Source organism: Streptomyces sp. NPDC058650 (assembly GCF_042717315.1).
Taxonomy (GTDB): domain Bacteria; phylum Actinomycetota; class Actinomycetes; order Streptomycetales; family Streptomycetaceae; genus Streptomyces.
In genome coordinates this window covers 432,336-453,832 of the sequence record NZ_JBHXRL010000003.1, presented here as the reverse complement: position 1 = coordinate 453,832, position 21,497 = coordinate 432,336, and the positions used below count along the sequence as shown (strand labels likewise).

18 protein-coding genes are annotated in these 21,497 nt (G+C 70.8%); 9 read left to right on the top strand and 9 right to left on the bottom strand.

Features of this window, described 5'->3' with window-relative positions:
- Nucleotides 1-8 precede the first annotated feature (8 nt).
- Nucleotides 9-992 (top strand): TauD/TfdA dioxygenase family protein, encoded by a 984-nt coding sequence (locus ACFWWU_RS08040; RefSeq protein WP_384140576.1) that lies wholly within the window; start codon nt 9-11, stop codon nt 990-992.
- Nucleotides 993-1,008: 16 nt separating this feature from the next.
- On the top strand, nt 1,009-1,860 hold the full coding sequence (locus tag ACFWWU_RS08035) for a hypothetical protein (RefSeq protein ID WP_384140574.1): 852 nt from the start codon (nt 1,009-1,011) through the stop codon (nt 1,858-1,860).
- A gap of 15 nt (nt 1,861-1,875) precedes the next feature.
- Here the strand turns inward: ACFWWU_RS08035 and ACFWWU_RS08030 are convergent, their stop codons facing one another.
- Nucleotides 1,876-2,388, bottom strand: a complete 513-nt coding sequence (locus ACFWWU_RS08030; RefSeq protein ID WP_384140571.1) for a methyltransferase domain-containing protein — start codon at nt 2,386-2,388, stop codon at nt 1,876-1,878.
- Nucleotides 2,389-2,716: 328 nt separating this feature from the next.
- On the opposite strand from ACFWWU_RS08030, the gene ACFWWU_RS08025 reads away from it, so the two are divergent.
- Entirely contained in the window at nt 2,717-4,795 is a 2,079-nt protein-coding gene (locus ACFWWU_RS08025; RefSeq protein ID WP_384140568.1) for a bi-domain-containing oxidoreductase, read from the top strand.
- A gap of 44 nt (nt 4,796-4,839) precedes the next feature.
- Nucleotides 4,840-5,460 carry a hypothetical protein gene (locus tag ACFWWU_RS08020; RefSeq protein WP_384140695.1) on the top strand — a complete coding sequence of 207 codons (621 nt, stop codon included), beginning with the start codon at nt 4,840-4,842 and terminating at the stop codon, nt 5,458-5,460.
- Between the two features lie 358 nt (nt 5,461-5,818).
- On the opposite strand, the gene ACFWWU_RS08015 is transcribed toward ACFWWU_RS08020, so the two are convergent.
- Entirely contained in the window at nt 5,819-6,391 is a 573-nt protein-coding gene (locus tag ACFWWU_RS08015) for a DM13 domain-containing protein (RefSeq protein ID WP_384140565.1), read from the bottom strand.
- A 326-nt stretch (nt 6,392-6,717) separates the two neighbouring features.
- Between ACFWWU_RS08015 and ACFWWU_RS08010 the strand changes: the two genes are divergently transcribed.
- The 5 genes from ACFWWU_RS08010 to ACFWWU_RS07990 all read left to right on the top strand — a co-directional run bounded on the left by ACFWWU_RS08010 (nt 6,718) and on the right by ACFWWU_RS07990 (nt 12,351).
- A complete protein-coding gene (locus ACFWWU_RS08010) occupies nt 6,718-7,482 on the top strand; it encodes a tRNA-dependent cyclodipeptide synthase (protein WP_384140562.1) in 765 nt (254 codons plus the stop codon).
- Entirely contained in the window at nt 7,472-8,692 is a 1,221-nt protein-coding gene (locus tag ACFWWU_RS08005) for a cytochrome P450 (protein ID WP_384140559.1), read from the top strand. Before ACFWWU_RS08010 ends, ACFWWU_RS08005 begins: the two co-directional genes overlap by 11 nt.
- Before the next feature lie 227 nt (nt 8,693-8,919).
- On the top strand, nt 8,920-10,818 hold the full coding sequence (locus tag ACFWWU_RS08000; RefSeq protein ID WP_384140556.1) for an NAD-binding protein: 1,899 nt from the start codon (nt 8,920-8,922) through the stop codon (nt 10,816-10,818).
- A 106-nt stretch (nt 10,819-10,924) separates the two neighbouring features.
- Entirely contained in the window at nt 10,925-11,518 is a 594-nt protein-coding gene (locus tag ACFWWU_RS07995) for a TetR/AcrR family transcriptional regulator (protein ID WP_384140553.1), read from the top strand.
- Complete coding sequence (locus tag ACFWWU_RS07990) at nt 11,515-12,351, top strand: alpha/beta fold hydrolase (protein ID WP_384140550.1); 837 nt, start codon at nt 11,515-11,517, stop codon at nt 12,349-12,351. Before ACFWWU_RS07995 ends, ACFWWU_RS07990 begins: the two co-directional genes overlap by 4 nt.
- A gap of 74 nt (nt 12,352-12,425) precedes the next feature.
- On the opposite strand, the gene ACFWWU_RS07985 is transcribed toward ACFWWU_RS07990, so the two are convergent.
- The 7 genes from ACFWWU_RS07985 to ACFWWU_RS07955 form a co-directional block, all read right to left on the bottom strand.
- Complete coding sequence (locus ACFWWU_RS07985) at nt 12,426-13,466, bottom strand: ABC transporter permease (protein WP_384140547.1); 1,041 nt, start codon at nt 13,464-13,466, stop codon at nt 12,426-12,428.
- On the bottom strand, nt 13,463-15,028 hold the full coding sequence (locus ACFWWU_RS07980) for a sugar ABC transporter ATP-binding protein (RefSeq protein WP_384140544.1): 1,566 nt from the start codon (nt 15,026-15,028) through the stop codon (nt 13,463-13,465). The genes ACFWWU_RS07985 and ACFWWU_RS07980 overlap by 4 nt, the downstream gene beginning before the upstream one ends.
- 162 nt (nt 15,029-15,190) lie before the next feature.
- The gene (locus ACFWWU_RS07975) at nt 15,191-16,237 is read right to left on the bottom strand and encodes a substrate-binding domain-containing protein (RefSeq protein WP_384140542.1); all 1,047 of its coding nucleotides are present in this window, start codon (nt 16,235-16,237) and stop codon (nt 15,191-15,193) included.
- A gap of 409 nt (nt 16,238-16,646) precedes the next feature.
- Entirely contained in the window at nt 16,647-17,987 is a 1,341-nt protein-coding gene (locus ACFWWU_RS07970; protein ID WP_384140539.1) for an ABC transporter substrate-binding protein, read from the bottom strand.
- 58 nt (nt 17,988-18,045) lie between these two features.
- On the bottom strand, nt 18,046-19,035 hold the full coding sequence (locus ACFWWU_RS07965) for a carbohydrate ABC transporter permease (RefSeq protein ID WP_384140538.1): 990 nt from the start codon (nt 19,033-19,035) through the stop codon (nt 18,046-18,048).
- A 4-nt stretch (nt 19,036-19,039) separates the two neighbouring features.
- Nucleotides 19,040-19,966 (bottom strand): carbohydrate ABC transporter permease, encoded by a 927-nt coding sequence (locus ACFWWU_RS07960; RefSeq protein ID WP_384140535.1) that lies wholly within the window; start codon nt 19,964-19,966, stop codon nt 19,040-19,042.
- Nucleotides 19,967-20,468: 502 nt separating this feature from the next.
- Entirely contained in the window at nt 20,469-21,452 is a 984-nt protein-coding gene (locus ACFWWU_RS07955) for a LacI family DNA-binding transcriptional regulator (RefSeq protein ID WP_384140681.1), read from the bottom strand.
- Nucleotides 21,453-21,497 lie beyond the last annotated feature (45 nt).

Here is a 21,497-nt window from a genome sequence, read left to right as displayed (position 1 = left end):
GAGAGGGTATGCCGACACATTCCGAGACCTTCACCAGGATCGGCGTCCGACGCGTCGCCGGGCGCATCGGGGCCGACGTCGAAGGGGTGGACCTCGCCAAGCCGATCGACGCCGAGACCATGGCGGAGATCCGTGGGGCGCTGCTCCGTCACAAGGTGATCTTCTTCCGGGGCCAGCATCTGGACCACGCCGACCATGTGGCGTTCGGCCGGCGCTTCGGTGAGCTGACCCGGCGGCCGGGGCGCAAGCACGGCGTACACCCGGAGGGCTTTCCACAGATCCTCACCGTGGATCCGGACGTGGACGACACCCGGTACGGCCGGAGGTTCGAGGAGCGGTTACGGCCGAAGTCACAGAGGCACGACTCGGGATGGCACACCGACCTGGCCGCCGCCGTGAACCCGCCGGCCGTGTCCGTCCTGCGGGCCGAACGGGTCACCGAGTTCGGCGGTGACACCCAGTGGACCAATCTGGTGGCCGCTTACGAAGGCCTGTCCGGCCCGCTCCAGGAGCTCGTCGACGGATTGCGCGCGGAGCACACCCTGTACGCGGCCAGTCGGTTGCTCCTGTCCGACTCCGAGGACGTCGAGATCATCCGCAAGCTCACCGAGGACACGCTGCTCTCCGTCCACCCGGTGGTGCGGGTGCACCCCGAAACCGGCGAGAAGGCGCTGTTCACGCCGCCCGCCTCGGTGACCCACATCGTCGGGCTCCTGCCCTGGGAGAGCCGCCGGATCCTGGAGCTGCTCTTCGAGCACCTCACGCGCCCGGAGTACACGCTGCGCCGGCGCTGGGCGGCCGGCGACGTCGCCGTGTGGGACAACCGGGCCGTGGCCCACCTCCAGCCGTCCGACCTGGACGCCACGGAGTACCGCCGGACGCTGTACCGGGTCACGGTCCTGGGCGACCGTCCCGTGGGACCGGACGGCTTCCGTTCCGAGTCGGTCCACGGCGAGCCGCTCACCGCCTTCACCGGAGACCCCGACGACTGAGAGGGAGCGTGTGTCCATGTCCAAGAAGCGAGGCGTCTACTTCGTGGCCAACGACGGCGTCCTGGAGTTGGTCATCGCGTTCCTCAACAGCTTCCGGCGGAGCAATCCGCACATCGCGCTGTGTCTGATCCCGTTCGACGACGACATCGAGCGCATCGCCGCGTTGCAGTCCCGGTACGACTTCTCCGTATGGGGAGATGCCGACCTGCTGCGGCGCTGCGACGAGATCAGCCTCTCGTTCCATGACCGGGCCAAGGGGCATTTCCGGAAGCTCGCCGCGTGGGAAGGCGATTTCGAGGAGTTCCTGTACATCGACAGCGACACGGCAGTTTTACGCGACGTCGAATTCGTCTTCGACTACCTCGACGAATTCGGTTTCGTCGTCGCCACGTCCCACGTACCGGGGCGTGCGTGGAAGGAGAGCATCGGGCAGTCCGGAAAGCTGACGCCGGAGCAATTCGCGTACGCGGCGAACACCGGATTCGTCGCGTCGCGGAAGGGCGCGCTGACGCTCTCCGGCATGACCGACAGTCTGCCCGCCGCACGGGAGGTGGCCCCGCATATGAAGCTGGGGTACGAGCAGCCGTTCCTGAACTACCTGATGGTGACGTCCGGGCTGCCGTACACGAGCCTGCGCCGGCTGAGCGCGACGACCGGGGACCAGAGCATCCCCGGGGAGGTGTACGCCTGGACGCCCGGGGTCGCCGCGCGCGGCGGCGACGTCGTGGAACCGGCGTCGCCGCCGACGCTGCTCGTCCACTGGACGGAGCCCGTGAAGCCGACGCAGCCGGACAAGGAGGCCGTTCCGCTCTACGAGCTCTGGCAGTACTACCGGAACCTGCCGGCGCCCCCGAGGCCGGGGGCCTGAGGGGCGCCGGGCGGGTCAGTTCCCGGCCGGTGGAGCGGACTTGGCCGCCACGACGTACAGCGACTGCAGGTCGTCGTGGCGGGGCGGGAAGCCGGGGTGGGCGGCGAGCAGGTCCGCCTCCTCCACGCGCTCCACCGACCGGAAGCCCGCCTGGTCGAGGGCCCAGGCCAGGATGTCGAAGTCGAACAGGTTGCGGTGCTTGCCACGGGCCTGGAAGAGGTCGTTGATGAAGTGCTGGACCGGCGCGCCGCCGAGGGTGTAGTCCGGCCAGCGGCGCCGTCGGTCCTCCACCAGCGCCTGTCCCCGGTCGTCCAGGTACGCCGCGCAGACCTTGGCCAGGTCGGGGCACGACAGCCACACCCGACCGGTGTCGTCGCAGACCCGGTGCAATTCCCGGAGGAGCGGGATCAGTTGTTCACGGAGATCGAGGTGCTCGATGACGTGCTGCGACACGATGGTGTCGGCCGAGCGGTCCGGGAACGGCAGCCGGCCCGCCGCCAGATCGACGTCGAACTCCGATCCCGACACATCGCAGTTGAGCCACCCCGGCACGAATCGGTCGCCGCAGCCGAGGTGCAGTTTCCGGGCGTTTCCGGGGACTTTCCGATGCCGCAGCGCCAAGCGCGCTCTGAGCCGGGACATATCGTGCCCGGCGTACGCCACGGTCCGCTGATCGAACCGCAGTTTGCGGAGTGTCCAAGCCAGCATGCGATCACCACCGTATATCGAGGTGTCATGGGGCGTGCAGCAGCAGAGAATACGCTATCGCCGAAGGATTCAGCACCCGTTCCGGAAATACATTCAGACCTCCGGTCTGAATCCTGAAATCCGTATCGACGTGATTGTGGAGGCGTGCATGAAATCGGTGGTCCTTTCCGGTGTCGGAGTGTGCGAGGTCATCGAGCGGGACGAACCACAGGGCGGGCCGGGCGACGTCGTGGTCGACGTCGGTGTGAGCGTGGTCAGCCCGGGCACGGAGCGGGCCGTCCTCCTGGACCTGCCGACGGCGGGCGCCCGGTTCCCCGAGTACCCCGGCTACATGGCCGCCGGTACCGTACGGGCGGCGGCGTCGATCCCGGCGGGCACGCGGGTCGCGGTGCGCCGGGCCCGCCATGCGAGCGTCGCCGCCGTGCCCGCCGCCCACGTGCGGGTTGTGCCCGATCACGTCCCGCTGGTGGACGCCGCCGTCTGGCAGCTCGCCCTCACGGCCCTGCACGGTCTGGAGCGTGGAGGGCAGCGTCCCGGAGAGCCGGTCACCGTGATCGGCGGCGGCCTGCTCGGCGTGATCACCCGCAGGCTCGCGACCGCCCGTGGTGCGGCGAGCGTCAGGGCGGTCGCCGGTTCCCCTGCGAAGGCATGGGCCGCCAAGCCCGAGCCCGTGACCACCTTCCTGTCCACCGGGGAAGCCGCCGACGGCACTCCGCTCGTCCTGGACGTGACCGGCAGCGGCGCGGCGCTGCACACCGCCGTCGCCTTGGCGGAGGACGGCGGCCGGGTCGTCCTGCTCGGCTCGCCCCGGACCGAGCTCGCCGACGTTCCGCTCCAGCTGTTCCACGACCGGGGGCTCGACCTGCTCGGCGCACACGTCTCCCGCATGGACGAGGAGGAGCGGACCCGGCTCAGCGACGTCTTCTTCGACCTGCTGGCGCGGGACCTGTTCACCGTGCGGGACGTACTCGACGAGTACCCGGCGGACGAGGCACCGTCGGTGTACCGCCGACTGGCCACCGACCGCACGCTGATCAGCGCCGCCCTGCGCTGGGACGCACACCGGCCGTCCGAGACCCCCGCCGTCCCCGCCGCGTCCGCGGATCCGGCGCGCGAGTCGGCGTCGAGCGGCGCCGTGACGCGTCAGAGGACGTCCACCGAGCACACGCGCCGCACCCCCGCCGCACCCCCGCTGCGCTTCGGGCTGATCGGCTGCGGCGACATCGGGATCGAGGACGCCAGGGCCCTGGCGGACGCCGAGGGAGCCGAGCTGGCGGCGTGCCACGACCCGGTGGAGCAGCTCGCCGAGGACACCGTCGCCCGGTACGGCGGCAGCCATGAGCGGGATCTGGACCGGCTCCTCGCGCGTCCGGACGTGGACGCGGTCATCATCGCCACCCCGCACGACACGCACGAGCCGCTGCTCGCGGCCGCGCTGGCGGCCGGCAAGCACGTACTGATGGAGAAACCCCTCGCGCAGGACCTGGTCACGGCACGGCGGATGGCGGAGGCCGCCGACGCGAGCGGGCTGACGACCGGTGTGCTGTTCCCGACACGGACGGATCCCCGCTTTCTCCGCGCACGCGAGGCGATCGAGACCGGGGCCATCGGAGCGCCCCTCGGCGTAGCGGCCCACTACCTCGTGGACAAGGACGCGGAGTACTTCCACGGCGGCCTCAGCGGCCGGTCCCCGTCCACGTGGCGGCTGTCGAAGGCCCGTTCCGGCGGCGGGTTCCTGATCATGAACCTGATCCACCAGGTCGACACGATCCGCGCGCTGCTCGGCCGCGAGGCCGACCACGTGTACGCCGAGACCGCCCCGTCCGTCGTGGTCGACGCCCCGGACATCGAGGACGCGGTGACCCTGGTCATCCGGTTCGGCGGTGTGATCGCCACCTTGGTGGGCGCCTCCAGCGTGGTCGGCGGGGACGGGCAGCACACCCGCGTGTGGGGGGAGGAGGGGCACGTGCAGGTGATGCCTCACTACGCGGTCACGACCCGGGGCCGTTCCGCCTCGGCGGAGGCCGCCCCCGCCAAGCCGACCGCGATCGACCTGCGGGCCTGGGCCTTCACCAGGTTCTCGGCTTCCGTGCGCGACGGCGCGCCCGTCGACGTCAGCCTGTCCGACGCGCTGCGGACGCAGGCTGTCGTCGAGGCGGCGTACGCCTCCGCCCGGCTCGGCCGGGCGACCGTCCCCGCGCCCGACGACGCCGGGGGTGCGCGGTGAGTGGCTGGCGGCACATCCCCCGCCGCCCGGACGGCGGCTACGTAGTGCCCGACGAAACCGGGCCGGACACGGTGTACTTCGTCGAGGGGACGGCCGAGACGGAGACCTGGGGACACGGCTACCCCGCACAGGGCGCCGACGAGGCGGCTGCCCGGGCATGGGCCGCCACCGCCCAGGCCACTGCCGAGGCCGCCGCCCGGGCCACTGCCCAGGCCGTCTCACAGGCCGCGGATCAGGCGGCGGCCCAGTCCGGCGCGGCGGTGGCCGTCGTCGGCGAGGGGGCGCTCGCGGTGCTCGTGCGGATGGCGATGGCTACGGCTCTGCCAGCCGGTGGCGTACGCCCGGACGCCCCGCCCGACGTCGTCGTGGAGACCACCGGGACCGCCGCGGGCATCACCCGGGCCCTCCGGGCGGTGCGCGCCGGAGGGCAGGTGCTGCTCGCCGCCCGTCCGCTGGCGCCGACCACTCCCGTCGACACCTATCGCGACGTGCACGTGCGCGACGTACACCTGGCGTCGGTCCCCTGGGCGGGTGAGGACGCCCGGCCCGCGCCGGAGCACCTCGTCTCCTGGGCGCTTGCCCACCTCGGCTCCGCGCGGCCGGACCGGCCGGACCGGCCGGCACCACCGGGGCACTGGCACCGTCTGACGGAAGGCCCGGCCTGATCGACAAGACGCCCCTGGCCGTGTCGTGCCGATCAGGCCGGGCTCGCGGCGAGGGCGGCGCGCCGGCCGCCGTACGAGGAGATCTCGCGGGCGCCGTCCAGCGCCTCGGGCTCGCAGAGGAAGTGAACTCGGCCTCGACCAGGCGGCTGCCCTCGGGCACCGCGAGGGCCGCGTCCACATCGGGGAGGAGCCCGGTGCCGGGCGCGAGCGGCACCCCGGTCGACTGCCGCCTGGGCGGCGGCGCGTGCGGTGTGCTTCGTCCCGAACAGTGCCAGCTGTTCGGGGGTGGGGCCGACGAAGACGAAGACGATGCCGGCGTCGGCGCTCGGGCGGCCCTCCCGTGCTCGGCGGGAACCCGTCAGGCCAGTTCGGCGGCGCCGAAGGACACGTCGAAGCGGTCGCACCAGATGGTGACGCTGGTGAGGCCGGTCAGATCGACGTCCGCGGGGACGGCGTAGTTCTGATCGCCCCTGTTGCCCTTCAGCTTGCCGAGAGCGACGTGCGTACCGTCGTCGAACACGCGCCAGCCCGCGGTGCCCTCCTTGACGGGGGCGTCGGTCAACCAGACGCGTAGGTCGGGGCCGTTGCTGGTGTCCAGGTTCTCCAGACGCACGGTGTGCGAGCCGTCGGACAGCCGGATGAGCTTCACTGTCCCGGAGGTCGTGTGCTCATGGCTGATGAAGGTGCCCTCGGACACGGTCGTCGGTCCGGCCGGTGTGGCCGATGTGGCCGGTCCGGCCGGTGTGGCCGGCTCCGTCGCCTTCCCCGTCGCATTCGCCTTCCCCGTCGCGGTCGCGGTCGGCAGCGCCTCGTGCACGGTCTCGTCGACCCAGAGGGCCCAGGGCTTGAACCACATCAGTCCGGCCACCAGGACCGCCGCGCCCAGCACCGCCGCCCCCGCCCACCACTTCTTCCGCACGACACGCCCCACGGCGCACCTCCTTCACCCGCTGCCACTGTTCCGGTCCATCCAACGCGACCAGGCCGCGGATCGGGAGGCCTGGCCCGATGACGGACGTCTTACGGCCCGGCGCGGGCCGCATACGGCCGGCGCGATCCGCATCGCCGAGCGGCGCGGCATGACGTGGCGCGGCACCGGGCGTCGGGCGTCGTTGCGGGCACCTGCCGCGCGGTGACGCCGGAAGTTGGTGATCACAGGCAACTCACGTCTCCTGAGACAGCGTTGACACGCTCCGTACTCGATCGCTAACTTCACGTCGTCGTCGCCACACCAGGAGCACCAGGCTCCATCGGGACTTGCGACGCGGAGGACACTCTCCGTTGACGACGTTGACCACCGCGACACACACAACCCCTTCCTCTCCCCCTTCCGCCGAACTCTTCGACGTTCGGCCCTACACCCCGCATTGCCAGGTGATCCAGGCGGCCGGGGACCACGCCCTCATCGGCATATCGCCCGGCAACAGCTACTTCTCGGCGCAGCGGGTCCTGGACCTCGGCCGCTGGGGAGCCGAGAGCTTCCGCCGGGTCGACATCCTCTACACCGACCTGTACGTGGCCGAGATGTACGAGGCCTTCGGATACGACCCGATCGACGCCCAGCGCAAGGCCGTCAAGAACCTGCGCGGCGTCCGGGCCAAGGTGAACAACGCGGCGGCCGCCCTCGATCAGGGCGACGGCACGATCCGTGCCCGCGCCCTGTCCGAGTTCACCGACCACGAGGCGTACCGCGAGATCCACACCCGGATCCTGCGGCTCCTCGACTCCGACCACGAGTTCCGCCGGATCTGCGAGGAGCTCGCGACGTACTTCCTGTCGACCAAGGCGGCCGGCCCCAGCACTCGGCGGCAGCGCGAGGTCTGCCTCGACTACATCTGTGCGGAGGCCCCGCTGTTCCTGGACACCCCCGCCATCTTCGGGGTCCCGTCCTCGCTCAACTGCTACCACCAGCTACTGCCCATGGCAGAGCTGCTGTACTCCCGAGGCGCCGGCCTGCGCGCCTCCCGCAACCAGGGCCACGCCATCATCACGCCCGCCGAAGGAGCCCCCGATGCCCGTTGAGACCCTGACGTCCCCTGAGGTCCTGACGCCCGCCGCGGCCCCGATCGGCTTCCCGTTCGACTGGCGCGGTGACCGGCTTCCGGCCGAGATCGAGGCGCTGCGCTCGGAGCCGGTCAAGAAGGTCCGTACGATCGCGGGCGACGAGGCCTGGCTGGTGTCCTCCTACGCCCTGTGCAAGCAGGTTCTGGAGGATCCCGGATTCAGCCTCAAGGAGACCTCGTCGCCGGGCGCGCCCCGACAGTACGCCCTGACGATTCCACCCGAGGTCGTCAACAACATGGGCAACATCACCGGGGCCGGCCTGCGCAAGGCCGTACTGAAGGCGATCAACCCGAAGGCCGAGGGTCTGGTCGACTGGATGCGCGCGCATGCCGCCCGGCTGATCGACGAGATCGTCGCCACCGGTGCGCCGGCCGACCTTCGCGGCGCGTTCACGGGCCCCTACTCGGAGGCGCTGCACTGCCGGATCCTCGGCATCCCGTTCGAGGACGCGCCGAGGCTGGCGGCCAGCCTGGACATCGCGTTCATGAACTCGGCCTGCCCGGTGACCGGCGCCCGGCTCAACTGGGACCGCGACATGGCCTACATGGTGGACCGACTGGACGACCCCGCCACCACCGGGTTGATGGCCGAGCTCGCCGCGCTGCGCGAGGACCCGGAGTACGCGCATCTGACCGACGAGATGCTCGCGACGGTCGGTGTGACCTTCTTCGGCGCCGGCGTGATCTCCACGATGGGCTTCCTCACCATGGCGGTCTTCGCGTTGATGCAACACCCGGAACTACAGGCGGAGTTGCTGGCGGACCGGGCGAAGATCCCGGCAGCCGTCGACGAGTTGCTGCGGATCAACCTGTCCATAGCCGACGGCCTGCCGAGGCTGGCCACGGAGGACGTGGAACTGGGCGGGGTCCTGGTGAGGAAGGGTGAGCTGGTCCTGGTCCTGGTCGAGGCCGCCAACTTTGACCCGGAGGCGTTCGAGAACCCGCACAGGGTCGACCTGGCGCGGCCGAACAACCACGCGCACCTGTCCTTCGGGCTGGGCGGCCACTACTGCCCGGCGACCGCGCTCGCCAAGAAGCACGCCGAGATCGCCCTGGAGGCGCTGCTCGACCGGATGCCGGACCTGCGGCTCGCGGTGCCGGTCGACCAACTGGTGTGGCGCACACGCTTCATGAAGCGGCTTCCGGAGCGCCTGCCGGTGATGTGGTAGCCCGCCCCGCCTGAGCGCGGGCGGGCGGATGCCTGGCCGGTCGGTGCGGTGCGACGCGGTTCGTGGTGCCCGGTTCCGGCGACGGCCTGTCGGGCGTCGCCGGAGCCGGACTTGCCGAGAAGCGGCACCGTACCGGCCGGACTCGGTTCCGCCCTGAGGCAGTGCCGACGGGCGGGGTGACACGGGAGGATGACCCGGCGGACACCACTCGACGTCACGGGGGAGACATGGTCGCACTGTCACGCCAGGGAAACGGCGAACCACGCTCCAGGGGGCACATGGTGGTCTGCGGGGACGACGGGCTGGCGCGCCGGCTCGCCTCCGAGCTACGGGAGGTCTACCGCCAGCGGGTGGTGCTCGTCGTCCCCGCCGAGCAGGCCGAGCAGCACGTGGCCGAGGCCGGCCCGGCGGTGACCGACACGATGAGCGGCGCCACGGTCTTCCCCATCCGGGTGGAGACCGCGCGGGCCCCCACGACAGAGGTTCTCCTCCACGCGGAGGCGGACAGAGCCACTGCCCTCGCGCTGCTGTACGAGGACGACGAGACGAACCTGCGTGCCGCGCTCGCCGCTCGTCGTCTCAGCCCCGGCCTGCGCCTCGTGGTCCGCATGTACAACCGCAAGCTCGGCCAGCACCTGGAGGAGCTGCTCGACGAGGCGGCCCTCGTGGCCGTGCCCGGTATGGACAGGGCCGTCCTGGACGCTTCCACGACCGTGCTCTCCGATGCCGACACGGCCGCGCCGGCGCTCGTGGCCACCGCCATCGCCGACACCTACAAGGTGGTCCAGGCCGACGGTCTGCTCCTGCGCGCCGCCGAGCGCCCGGTGCCGGGCCGGGGCGAAGTACCGGATCCGGGACTGTGCACGCTGGCTCTGCTGTCCTCGACGGCGGCCGACCCGGCCGGCGCCGAGGGCTCGGACACGAGCGGGACGCCCGCCCCGGAACTCCTTCCCGACGACCGGACCTTACGCGGCAATTCGGCGCACGGCACCGTCGTCCTGGAGGCGGTCCGTCGCGAGGGACCGGCCATACCCGTACGTCGCCTGTCCCGCCGGGGAGTGCCGCTCGGGGAGGTGATCTCGGCCCGGCTGCGATGGGCGCTCGCCGGCATCGTCGCGGCGGTGCTCGCCCTCAGTGTCACCACCACCGTCCTCACGGACGCGGGCCCCGTACACGCCACGTACCTGACCCTGCTCGACCTGTTCTCCATCAACGATCCGGCACTCCAGGACTCCACCACCCGGCAGATCCTGCAACTCCTGTCCGGCCTGGTCGGACTGGCCCTGTTGCCCCTTCTGGTGGCCAGTGCCCTGGAAGCCCTGGGCACCTTCCGTACGACCGGGGCACTGCGCCGCCCGCCCCGCGGACTGTCCGGTCACATCGTGCTGCTGGGGCTGGGGAAGGTCGGCGCGCGCGTCCTGGCCAGGCTGCGCGAGCTCGACATCCCTGTCGTCTGCGTCGAGAAGGACCCCGACGCACGGGGCATCGCGCTCGCGCGCGACCTGGGCGTGCCGGTGGTCGTCGGTGACGTCACCGAGGACGGTGTCCTGAACGCGGCCCGCATCCACCGCGCCGCCGCCCTCCTCGCCCTGACCAGCTCCGACACCACCAACCTGGAGGCCACCCTCGCCGCCCGGGTCCTCAAGGGCGACGTGCGGGTCGCCCTCCGGCTGTACGACGACGACTTCGCCACCGCGGTCTACCGCACGTTGCGCTCCGCCCACCCCGAAGCCGTCACCCGCAGCCGCAGCGTCTCCCACCTGGCCGCCCCCGCCTTCGCCGGCGCCATGATGGGCCGCCAGATCCTCGGGGCCATCTCCGTCGAGCGGAAGGTGCTCCTCTTCGCCGCGCTCCCCGTGGCCGGACATCACCAGTTCGAAGGCCGTACGGTCTCCGAGGCCTTTCGGGCCGGCGCGTGGCGGGTCCTGGCACTCGACACGGCGGGGCCCGAGGCCCGCTCCCCCGACCTCGCGAACACGGGCCACGACGGACACCCCTCGCTCCTGTGGGAGCTCCACCCGGGACACGTCCTGCAACCCCACGACCGTGTCGTCATCGCGGCGACGCGACGAGGGCTCGCGGAGCTTCTCGACCCCACCGCGCCGTCCAGGCAGACCACGAGGTGACGAGCTCGGCGTACCCCGGACATGGGGCGGCGCCAGGCACACCGAACTTGCACTACCTAAGGCCCCTAGGTTAAACCTAGGGGCCTTAGGATCACGAGGAGGGTGTATGGGGCGGGCCGGGCTGACAGCGGAGAGTGTGACGATCGCGGGCGCCGAGCTGGCGGACGAGGTCGGGTTCGACAAGGTGACGATGTCGCAGGTGGCACGGCGACTGGGGGTGAAGGATGCGAGCCTCTACACCCATGTCCGCGGCCTGGAGGACCTGCGCGGACGGATCGCGCTGCTGGCGGCGGACGAGAAGACCGTCCGGATCGCGGAGGCGACCTCCGGGCGGGCGGGCAAGGACGCGCTGGTCGCGTTCGCCGACGCCTGGCGGGAGTACGCCCACGCTTATCCGGGCCGCTACGCCGCGACGCAGACAGCGATCCGGATCGACCCCGAGCTGGCCGCGACGGCTCCCGGACCGCGGCGCGCGGTCTCGCTGACCTACGGCATGCTGCGCGGCTACGGACTGGCCGAGCCCGACCTGACCGACGCGGTCCGGCTACTGCGCAGCACGTTCCACGGGTTCGTCGCCTTGGAGGCCGCCGGCGGGTTCGCGCACGAGCGGTCGCCACAGCGGTCCTGGATCCGCGCCCTCGACGCCCTCCACACCCTCCTGGAGCACTGGCCCCCGTCCCGAGAAGGAGACCCCGCATGACCGACCCGACCCTCGGCACCCTGCGCGTACACGGCGCGACCCTGCACTACGAAGTACGCGGCCAGGGACCGCTCCTGCTGCTGATCCCCGGCGGGGCGGGCGGTGCGGCCTCCTTCGACGGCATCGCCGACGGCCTGGCCGCCGAGTACACCGTCGCGACCTACGATCCGCGCGGCATGTCCCGGAGCACGCTGGACGACCCCGAGGCCGAGCAGCACGTGGCCGAACACGCCGACGACGCACTCCGGTTGCTCGAACTCCTCTCGCCTGAGGGCCCCGCGTTTCTCTTCGGCTCAAGCTCGGGCGCCATCACCGCGCTGCATCTGCTCACGGCCCATCCCGAACGCGTCGCGCGCCTGGTGGCGCACGAGCCGCCGGTGGTCGAGGTCCTGCCGGACGCCTCCGCCCATCGCGCACTCATCGCGCGCGTGGAGGCGACCTTCCACGCGGAGGGGCTCATGCCGGCCATGGCCGTGTTCGCCGCGGGGCTGAAGAAGGACGGCGACACCACCGAGCCGAGGGCCGCGACCGAGCTCCCGCCACAGGCAGCGGCACGGGCCGAGCGCACGATGGCCAACCTGCCCTTCTTCGTCGGGCGCATCGTGCCGCGCTTCATGTCCTACGCCCCGGACATCCACCTGCTGGAGCCCCTGACGGACCGGCTCGTCCTCGCCGGCGGCCAGAACTCACACGGCGAACTGCCCTACCGCGCGGCCGCCTTCCTGGCCGAGCGCCTCGGCACGGAACTCCGACACTTCCCCGGCGGACACACCGGCGTGACCACCCACCCCGCCGACTTCGGCGAACTCCTCCGGAAGGCCTTCCGCGCCTAGGGCTGTCCGACTCCGAGGGTAGGACCGTGGCGGGGACAGCGGTCAGTCGGGAAGGCGGTCAGTCGGGAAGGCCGTCAGTGCGGTAGACCGACCGCGCGTTCGCCGCTGCGGCGCTGCTGGATGACGACGGCGATGACCAGCAGCGCGCCCTGGGCGACGTTCTGCCAGAAGGTGTTGATGCCCTCGACCGTCAGACCGTTCTCCAGACAGCCGAGCAGGGCCACCGCGAGGAGGGTGCCGCCGATGCCGCCCTTGCCGCCCTTGAGGGCGGCGCCGCCGAGCGCCGCGGCGGTGATGGCCTTCAGTTCGAGGCCCTCGCTCCCGGAGACCGGCTGACCGGAGCCCGTACGGGCGGTCAGCAGGATGCCGGCCACCGCGGCCACCACACCGATCAGGGTGTAGACGCAGATCAGGTACTTGTTGATGCTGATGCCGGCCAGCCGTGCGGCGGTGTCGTTGCCGCCGATCGCGTAGAGGTTGCGACCGATGTCGGTGTACTTGAGCAGCAGGTGCACCGTCGCGGCCACGACGATCAGGATCCAGACCATGGCCGGGATGCCGGCGATCTTGCCGCGCCCCAGGAAGACGAAGATGTCGTCGTTGAGGACGTAGCCCTGGGCACGGCCGTCGGACAGCAGCTGGGCGAGACCCTTGTAAGCGGCGAGCCCGGCGAGCGTGGCGATGGTGGGATTGACCCGCCCGTAGACGATGACCAGGCCGTTCAGCGCACCGACGAGAACACCGACGCCGACGGCGGCGGCCATGCCGAGGAAGGCGCTCGACCCGGTCGTGGTGAACACCATGGCGCTGACGACCGACGCGACGCCGACCTGCGAGCCGACGGAGATGTCGAGTCCGCCGCAGATGATGACCACCGTCTGCACGATGGCGAGCAGTCCGGTGATGGTCGCCGCCTCGGCGATCACCTGCATGTTGGACAGGCTCAGGTAGTTGTCGTTGAGGAGGCCGAACAGGGCGAGGACGACGACGAGTGCGCCGATGAGGCTGATGTTCTGGCCGTCGACGCCGGCCGGGAACCCGGGCCGGAGCGAGGCGCCGCCGTCACGGCCCCGGGGGTTCTTCGCGGCCGGTGCGGGGGTGCTGGTGAGGGTCATGACGATGCTCCGGTGCCGGCGCCGACGATGTCGTCGGCCATGGCGAGTTCGAGGATGGCTGCTTCGGTGGCTTCGGCGCGGTCGAGTTCGCCGGTGATCCGGCCGCCCTGCATGACGACGACCCGGTCGGCGAGACCGAGGAGTTCGGGGAGTTCGGAGGAGATGACCAGGACCGCGACGCCCTCGGCGGCCAGGTCGGCGATGATCTGGTAGATCTCCGCCTTCGCGCCGACGTCGATGCCGCGCGTCGGCTCGTCGAGGATCAGCACCTTCGGTTTACGGGCCAGCCACCGGGCCAGCACGACCTTCTGCTGATTGCCGCCCGACAGCTTGCGCACCTCGTGGTCGATCGACGGGGTGCGCACCCTGAGCCGATCGGAGAACTCCTGCGCGAGCCGGCGTTCGGCCGTCCGCCGTACGAACCGGAAGCGCCGCAGCCGGTCCAGTACGACGAGGGTGGCGTTGTCCTTGACGGACTGCTGGAGGAACAGCGCCTGCGCCTTGCGCTCCTCGGGCGCGAGACCGAGCCCGGCCCGGATGGCGTCCCCCGGGCGGCCGCTGCGCAGCGGCACCCCGTCCAGCGTGGCGGTGCCACCGCGGACGGGCAGGTCGCCCGCGAGCGCCAGGGCGAGTTCGGAGCGGCCGGCACCGATCAGGCCCGCCAGGCCCACGACTTCACCGGCGTGCACGCGCAGCGAGATGCCGGTCACGTCGTCGGTCGTCAGGTTCCGGACGTCGAGGACCAGCCGGTCCGTGGCGACCCGCTGCCGTACGAACAGGGCGGAGAGATCGCGGCCCACCATCAGTCGGACGAGCTCGCTCTCGTCCGTGGTCCGGGCGTCCTGGACACCGACGAGGCTGCCGTCGCGCAGGACCGCGATGCGGTCGGCGAGCTGGAAGATCTCCTGCATGCGGTGCGAGACGTACACGATCGCGATGCCCTCGCCACGCAACCGCCGGATGAGCGCGAACAGTGCGTCGACCTCGTGCTCCGACAGGGAGGACGTGGGCTCGTCGAACGCGATGAGCCGGGCGGTGGTGCCACCGGTCAGCGCGCGCATGATCTCCACCAACTGCCGCTGTGCGGGGGTGAGCTGAGAGCCGATCAGATCGGGGTCGAGTACGTGCGCGAAGCCCAGCCGGTCGAGGTCCGCCCTGATCCGCCGGTCGAGTTCCGCCCGGTCGAGGAGGCGCCCCCTCTTCCGGGGCAGGGCGCCGGCGTAGACGTTCTCCGCGACGGAGACGTGCGGGACGATCTCGGGTTCCTGGGGGATGATCCTGATGCCGGCGGCCCGGGCGCGGGCCGGGGAGTCCAGCGCGACGGGCTCTCCGTTCACGACCACGTGCCCCTCGGTGGGCTGGTGGTCGCCGGTGAGGATCTTCAGCAGCGTGGACTTTCCCGCGCCGTTCTCTCCCATCAGGGCGGTGACCTGTCCGGCGGGGAAGTCGAGCGTGACGCCGCTGATCGCCCGCACCTCGCCGAAGCGCTTGACGATGCCGGACACCCCGACGGACGAGGAGGGGGACCCTGTGGCGGAGGGCGGGTGATGCGATGGGCTCATGTCTCGGTTCACCTCGAAGGCAGAGGGCAGGCGGCGTGGCGGGGAGGGCCCCGACGCGTCGGGGAGCGGGGGTGGATGCCCGGCGCGTCGGGGAGCGGGGTGGGGGGTGGGGGTGGTCACCGGTCGGCGGACGCTTCCGTGGTGGCCGCCGGCCGGGGACACTCACCCGCAGGTGAGTCCGGCGCTCTTCCACGAACCCTTGTCGACCATGGTGGTCGGGGCGAAGGCCTCGGCAGGGAAGTCCTTGCCGTTCTTGAGCTTGTCGTACATGGTCTGGACGGCCAGGGCTCCGACGTCCTTGCCGTTGATGAACAGCGCGGCCTTCATGCCGGACGGCTTGTCCGACTGCCACTCCTTGCAGGCCAGGTAGGCGCCCAGGCCGACTCCGACGACGCGGTCGGGGGCCACTCCGGCGTTGGCGAGCGCGGTGACACCGCCCATCACGTTCTCGTCGTTGCAGCCCCAGATGACCCAGTTCTTCACGCCCGCGTTGGCGGTGACCGTCGCGGCGATCTTGTCCTGGGCCCCGGTGGGCGTGTTGTCGGTGGGGACGTCGATGGTCTTCACGCCGGGAACGGCCGCTTCGAACGCCTTCTTCGCGCCCGCGACCCGGTCACCGCAGACGGTCACGTCCTGCTTCCAGGCCGAGACGACCCGGGTGTCGGCGGCCGTCCAGCCGGCCTTCGCGAACTCGGCGGCGGCGCGCTTGCCGACCTCCTCGCCCATCTGGGCGCCGCTGAACCCGATCCGGGGCACCAGGTCGCTCTTGCCGCAGGCGGCGGGGTCGGGGCCGGTGGTGCAGATCTGGTCGTCGGAGGTCAGGAGCGCGACCTTGCCGTCCCTCGCGGTCTGGACGACCTGAGGGCCGACAGCCGGGTCCGGTACGACGATGATGACGCCGTTCGTCTTCTGGGCGATCGCCGACTGCACTTCGCTGACGGTCTTGTTGGCGTCGTTGCCCAGGTTGACGACCTTGAGGTCGATGCCGAGCTCCGCGGCCTTCGCCTTCGCGCCGGCGGCCTCGCCGATGAAGTACTCCTGGTCGCCCTGCTTCTGGAGGTACGTGATCGAGATCTTGCCGTCGACCTTGGCGACCGGGTCTCCGGTGGCGCTGCTCGCCGTCTGGCCGGACGAGCAGGCTGTGCTCAGTCCGAGCGTGACGAGAAGGCCGGTGGCGGCGGCCGTGCGACGGGGGGCGGATCGGAACATCGGGGGCTCCTTGATGCGGGCAGCGACCGGCGCACCCGGGGCGTGCGGGGCCGGTCGGAGAGGGAGGAGAGGAGAGGAGAGCGGAGGAGAGGAGAGGGAAGGAGAGGAACGGGCCGGGAGGCGCGGGGCGCCTCACCTGGGCATCACAAACCCTCGAACTCAAACAAATTCAAACGCTAGACTCCATGACACAACGCAACGCCCGAGCCGTCAAGGGGTACAGCGAGCCCGAGATGCGTCCGTAATCTCCAGATTGGATCCCCCAACAGCCTGACGAAGAAGGGAAGTTGAGTAATGGCATGCCCATGACATCTCCCTTCGAGAAATCAAACATAAATCACCATCCAACCCACCCGAGCGGCTCCGGCCGCCCCTCCAGGGGAGACCGGAGCCATGAACGCGCCAGCGCCTACTTGTTGACGGCGAAGCCCTGGTCCTTGCCGTACTTGACGGTCACGTCCTGCCAGGCCTTGAGGCCGTCGGAGAGCTTGGTCGGGGAGACGTAGGCCTTGCCGACGGTGTCGTTGAAGACCGAGTTCGCGTACACCTGGTAGGGCAGGTAGTTCCAGTCGGCGCCGACGTTACGGGCGGACTCGGCGAAGATCCGGTTGGCCTTCTGGCCGCCGAAGTACGGGAACGGGGCGTCGAGGAACGCCTTCGACTCCAGGTCGGCGCGGGTGGCCGGGAAGGCGCCCTCGGCGACGCGGGCGCTCGCGCCGGCTCCCGTGGTCGCGAACTCCGTGAAGGCGTAGGCGAGTTCCTTGTTCTTGCCGGCCTTCGGCACGGCGAGCGAGCTGCCGCCGTTCTCCGCGCTCGCCTTGGCGCCCTCCGTCCACTGCGGGAGCGGGGCGACCCTCCAGTCGCCGGAGGCGGAGGCGACGCCGGACGTGAGGTTGGCCGGCATCCAGGCGCCGATGGAGAGGGTGGCGATGGAGCCGTCGGCCAGGCCCTTGTACCAGGCGTCGCTCCAGGAGCTGATCGGCGCGACGAGCTTCTCGTCGAGGAGCTTCTGCCAGGTGGCGGTGTACGTCGTGGTGCCCTCGTCGCCGAAGTTCACGGTGACGTCGGTGCCGTCCGTCTTGTACGGGCGGCCACCGGCCTGCCAGATGAGACTGGTGGTGGCACCGGCGTCGCCCGTGTCGTTGGTGATGAAGATCTTCGGGTCGGCCTTGTGGAGGGCGCGGGCCGCCTCCACATACGCCTCCCAGGTGGTCGGCACCTTGATGCCGTGCTTGTCGAAGACCTTCTTGTTGTAGAAGAACGCCATCGGACCGGAGTCCATGGGCAGCGCGTGAATGGCCTTGTCGTCGGAGACCGCGTTCCACGGGCCGGGCGTGAAGCTCGTGCCGTACCGCTTGGCGCCGTAGGGGGAAAGGTCCTCGACGGACTTGCCGATCGTGAACTGGCCGAGGGCGTAGTACTCGATCTGCGCCACGTCGGGAGCGCCGGATCCGGCGGCTATCGCGTTCTGCAGGGCGGTGTACTGCTTGTCGCCGGTACCGGCGTTGACCAGCTCGACGTCGACCTTGGGGTACTTCTTCTCGAAGTCCTCCGCGACCTTCTTGAGCGTGGGTTCCCAGGCCCACACCGTCACCTTGCCGCCCTTCTCCAGAGCTGCCGTGACGTCCTTCGGGCCGGCGTCGGCGCCACCGCCGTCCGACGCGTCGGAGCCGCAGGCCGTCGTGGTGAGGGCGAGGGCGGAGACGGCGGCGAGCGCGGCGAGGAGTCTGCGGGTGGTGCGAGTTCTCATGGGGTGTGCTCCTGGTCGGTGGTACGGGCGTGAGGGTGTGCGGGAGGAAACGGAGCCGTCATTCCTTGACGCTGCCGGCGGCCAGGCCGGACTGCCAGAAGCGCTGGAGCAGCAGGAAGATCGCGACGATCGGGACGATCGTCAGCAGGGAGCCGGTGATGATGAGGTCGAAGACGGCCTCGCCGCCGGCCGTCTGGGCCTGGGCGTTCCAGGCGTTGAGGCCGAGCGTCAGCGGGTACCAGTCGGGGTCCTTGATCATGATCAGCGGCAGGAAGTAGTTGTTCCAGGTCGCGACCATCGAGAACAGCAGCACCGTGACGGTGCCCGGCATCAGCAGCGGCAGCGCGATCGTGAAGAAGGTACGCAGCTCGCCCGAGCCGTCGATGCGCGCGGCCTCCAGGAGCTCCGCGGGTACCGCCTCGACGGCGAAGACCCACATCAGGTAGAGCCCGAACGGCGAGATCAGGGACGGGATGATCACCGCCCAGGGCGTATTGGTCAGGCCCATGTTGCTGAACATCAGGAAGGTGGGGACGGCGAGCGCGGTGCCGGGCACGGCCACGGCCCCGAGGACCACCGCGAAGACCGCCCGGCGGCCCGGGAACTGGTACTTGGCGAGGGCGTACCCGCCGAGGACGGCGAGGACCGTCGCGCCGCCCGCGCCGGCGGCGACGTACAGCAGGGTGTTGAGCAGCCAGCGGACGAAGACGCCGTCGTCGTACGTGAGCGTGCGGGTGATGTTGTCCCAGAGGTGCGTGTCGTCGGCGAACCAGAGGCCGAAGGAGTCGAGCAGTCCGTTCTGGTCCTTGGTGGCGTTGATGAGGAGCCACGCGAGAGGGAGCAGGGTGTAGACGAGGACCAGGCCGGTGACGGCGGTCAGCGGGATGCTGGGCCGGGGGTTGAGCGGGGTGTGCGGCAGCCGCCGCTTCCGGCGCCGGGCCGCCGGTGCGGCCGAGGCGGAGCCGTCAGCGGAGCCCGTACCGGAGGCCGTCGTCGAGGCCGTGGTGGAGCCCGTCGTGGATGCCGTCGTCGCGAGGGGGGTGGTCATCGGCTCAGCCCTTCCGCATGCCGCGCAGCTGGACCGCGTAGGCGATGATCGCGGTGATCACGCCCATCACGATCGCCACGGTCGCCGCGTAGTTGTGCTGCTGGCCCGCGAAGGACAGCGAGTAGGTGTAGAGGTTCGGGGTGAAGTCACTGGTGATCGCGTTGGGGGCGAGCTTCTGGAGGATGCTCGGCTCGTTGAACAGCTGGAAGCTGCCGATGATCGAGAAGATCGTGGCGATGACGAGCGCGCTGCGGATCGCCGGCAGCTTGACCGAGGTCACGACGCGCCACTCCCCCGCGCCGTCGATCGCCGCGGCCTCGTAGAGCGAACGGGGCACGACCTTGAGCGCCGAGTAGAAGATCAGCATGTTGTAGCCGACGAACTCCCAGGTCACGATGTTGCCGATGGACGCGAGGACCAGCGAGGGCGAGAGCGGGTCGGGCAGCGTGATCCCGAGCGCGTCGTTGATGTTGCCGACGAGGCCGAACCGGGTGCCGTACATGAAGCCCCAGATGAGGCTGGCGACGACGGCGGGGACCGCGTAGGGCAGGAAGACCGCGACCCGGAAGAAGCTCTTGCCGTAGAGCCGGCCGCTGTCGATCGCGAGGGCGACGAGCAGGGCGATGCCGAGCATGACCGGCACCTGGATCAGGAGGAACAGGCCCACCCGGGCCAGTCCGTCCCAGAAGCGCGGATCGGTGAGCGCCTCGCCGTAGCTTTCGAGGCCCACGAACGAGGTGCCTCCGATGAGCCGGTCCTTGAAGAGGCTCAGGTACAGGGCGTATCCGATCGGCGCGAGGAACACCAGGCCGAAGACCGCGACGAACGGGCCGGCGAACCCCCATCCGACCAAGGCCTCCTTGCGGAGACGGGAGCGCGCTCGGCGGCGGGGCGGCGGGGCCGCCTGTGCTGACGTCGACAGGAGCGTCATGGTGGTTCCTTGCGTCGGTGACCGACCGGTCGGGAACGGAGCGGGGAAGCAGAATCTCCGGGCCGGAAGGCTGGAAGAAGACTGAGCCGATGAGTCGATGTTTACGTAATCATCGATGACTTGATGTTGGCACCACCCCCAGATGGGCGTCAAGCACAAGGAGGCAGCGATCAGGCGGAATTCAGCTGTCGAACGCCGGCGGGTCGTGGATCCACGCCGTCGCGGCGGCCGCGCGCCCTGGCCGCCACCGCGAAGGCGCGAGGGAACACCGCAGGTGGGAACGGGTGGGAGGGTGGGGCCGGACGGGAACGGAGGACGACCCGCTCGGCGGGTACGCGAGCGGCGTCCCCCGGGAGCTGGAGGGGTCAGGTCGACGGGCCCGGCATACCGGCGGAACGGAGAGCGCGTCCCCCGCCGGAGGGAGCGACACCCCTCCGGAGGCCACGCGCCGACAGCCGCGCGCGGTCGGACCGCGGCGGCTCCGCTTGGGCGCGGGAGTCCGTCAGGCGGGCGGAGGCGCCGTGCTGCCCCGCACCACGAGGGTGGGTTCCACGGCGAGTCGCCGGGGGCCGCTGCCTCGGCGTTCGATCTGTTCGAGCAGCAGGGTCACGCAGTGCCGGCCCACCACGTCGAAGTCCTGGTGGACCGTGGTCAGCGGCGGCTCGAAGAAGGGAGCCTCGGGAACGTCGTCGAAGCCGGCGACGCTGATCTCGTCCGGCACGGACCGCCCCGCCTCGTGCATGGCGCGCAGGACCCCCAGAGCCATCTGGTCGTTCGCCGCGAACACCGCCGTGGCGTCGGGGATCTGCGCGAGCGTCCGCCCCGCCAGGTAGCCCGACTCGGCGGTCCAGTCCCCGTACAGCGTCGGGCGTACCGGGGCGCCGGCCGTGACGAGCGTGCGCTCCCACGCCTCGGCACGCCGCCGGGCGGCGAAGGAGTCGCGCGGGCCGCTGACGTGGTAGACGGTGCGGTGCCCGAGCTCCAGCAGATGGCCGACCACGCTCTGGGTGCCGCGGGCCTGGTCGAAGTCGACGTTCGGGTACTGGTGCCCCGTGTCGCCGTCGGCGACCACCACCGGCATCGTGGGCGGCAGGTGCAGCGACGGCGTGTCGAGCATCTGCGACTCGACCAGCACGATGCCGTCGACCGACTGCAGCATGAGGTGCCGGAACGCTTGCCGTACGGCGGCTTCGGTCTGCGCCCGGATGCCCATGAAGTTGACCGAGAAGCCCGCCTCACGCGCCGCGTCCGCGATGGCTCCGAGCGTACGGGCGTTGCCGTGCGCGCCCACGTCGAAGCTGACCACGCCGATCGCGCCGAACTTGCCGGTGACCAGGGCGCGCGCCGCCGCGTTGGGGCGGTAGCCGAGCTCCTGCATCGCGGCCAGCACCTTCGCACGCGTCGTCTCGTCGACGTTGTCGTGGTTGTTGGCCACGCGCGAGACCGTCTGCGAGGAGACTCCGGCTCGCGCCGCGACCTCCGCCATGGAGGGCCACTTGCGGGGCGGACGCGAGCGGGGCGTTCTCGTTGC

Excerpts from the sequence above, each read along its gene's own strand:
- ACFWWU_RS08040 (WP_384140576.1), top strand. The coding sequence starts at position 9 with ATGCCGACACATTCCGAGACCTTCACCAGGATCGGCGTCCGACGCGTC.
- ACFWWU_RS08035 (WP_384140574.1), top strand. The coding sequence starts at position 1,009 with ATGTCCAAGAAGCGAGGCGTCTACTTCGTGGCCAACGACGGCGTCCTG.
- ACFWWU_RS08025 (WP_384140568.1), top strand. The coding sequence starts at position 2,717 with ATGAAATCGGTGGTCCTTTCCGGTGTCGGAGTGTGCGAGGTCATCGAG.
- ACFWWU_RS08005 (WP_384140559.1), top strand. The coding sequence starts at position 7,472 with ATGCCCGTTGAGACCCTGACGTCCCCTGAGGTCCTGACGCCCGCCGCG.
- ACFWWU_RS08000 (WP_384140556.1), top strand. The coding sequence starts at position 8,920 with ATGGTCGCACTGTCACGCCAGGGAAACGGCGAACCACGCTCCAGGGGG.
- ACFWWU_RS07995 (WP_384140553.1), top strand. The coding sequence starts at position 10,925 with ATGGGGCGGGCCGGGCTGACAGCGGAGAGTGTGACGATCGCGGGCGCC.
- ACFWWU_RS07990 (WP_384140550.1), top strand. The coding sequence starts at position 11,515 with ATGACCGACCCGACCCTCGGCACCCTGCGCGTACACGGCGCGACCCTG.
- ACFWWU_RS07985 (WP_384140547.1), bottom strand. The coding sequence starts at position 13,466 with ATGACCCTCACCAGCACCCCCGCACCGGCCGCGAAGAACCCCCGGGGC.
- ACFWWU_RS07980 (WP_384140544.1), bottom strand. The coding sequence starts at position 15,028 with ATGAGCCCATCGCATCACCCGCCCTCCGCCACAGGGTCCCCCTCCTCG.
- ACFWWU_RS07975 (WP_384140542.1), bottom strand. The coding sequence starts at position 16,237 with ATGTTCCGATCCGCCCCCCGTCGCACGGCCGCCGCCACCGGCCTTCTC.
- ACFWWU_RS07970 (WP_384140539.1), bottom strand. The coding sequence starts at position 17,987 with ATGAGAACTCGCACCACCCGCAGACTCCTCGCCGCGCTCGCCGCCGTC.
- ACFWWU_RS07965 (WP_384140538.1), bottom strand. The coding sequence starts at position 19,035 with ATGACCACCCCCCTCGCGACGACGGCATCCACGACGGGCTCCACCACG.
- ACFWWU_RS07960 (WP_384140535.1), bottom strand. The coding sequence starts at position 19,966 with ATGACGCTCCTGTCGACGTCAGCACAGGCGGCCCCGCCGCCCCGCCGC.
- ACFWWU_RS07955 (WP_384140681.1), bottom strand. The coding sequence starts at position 21,452 with ATGGCGGAGGTCGCGGCGCGAGCCGGAGTCTCCTCGCAGACGGTCTCG.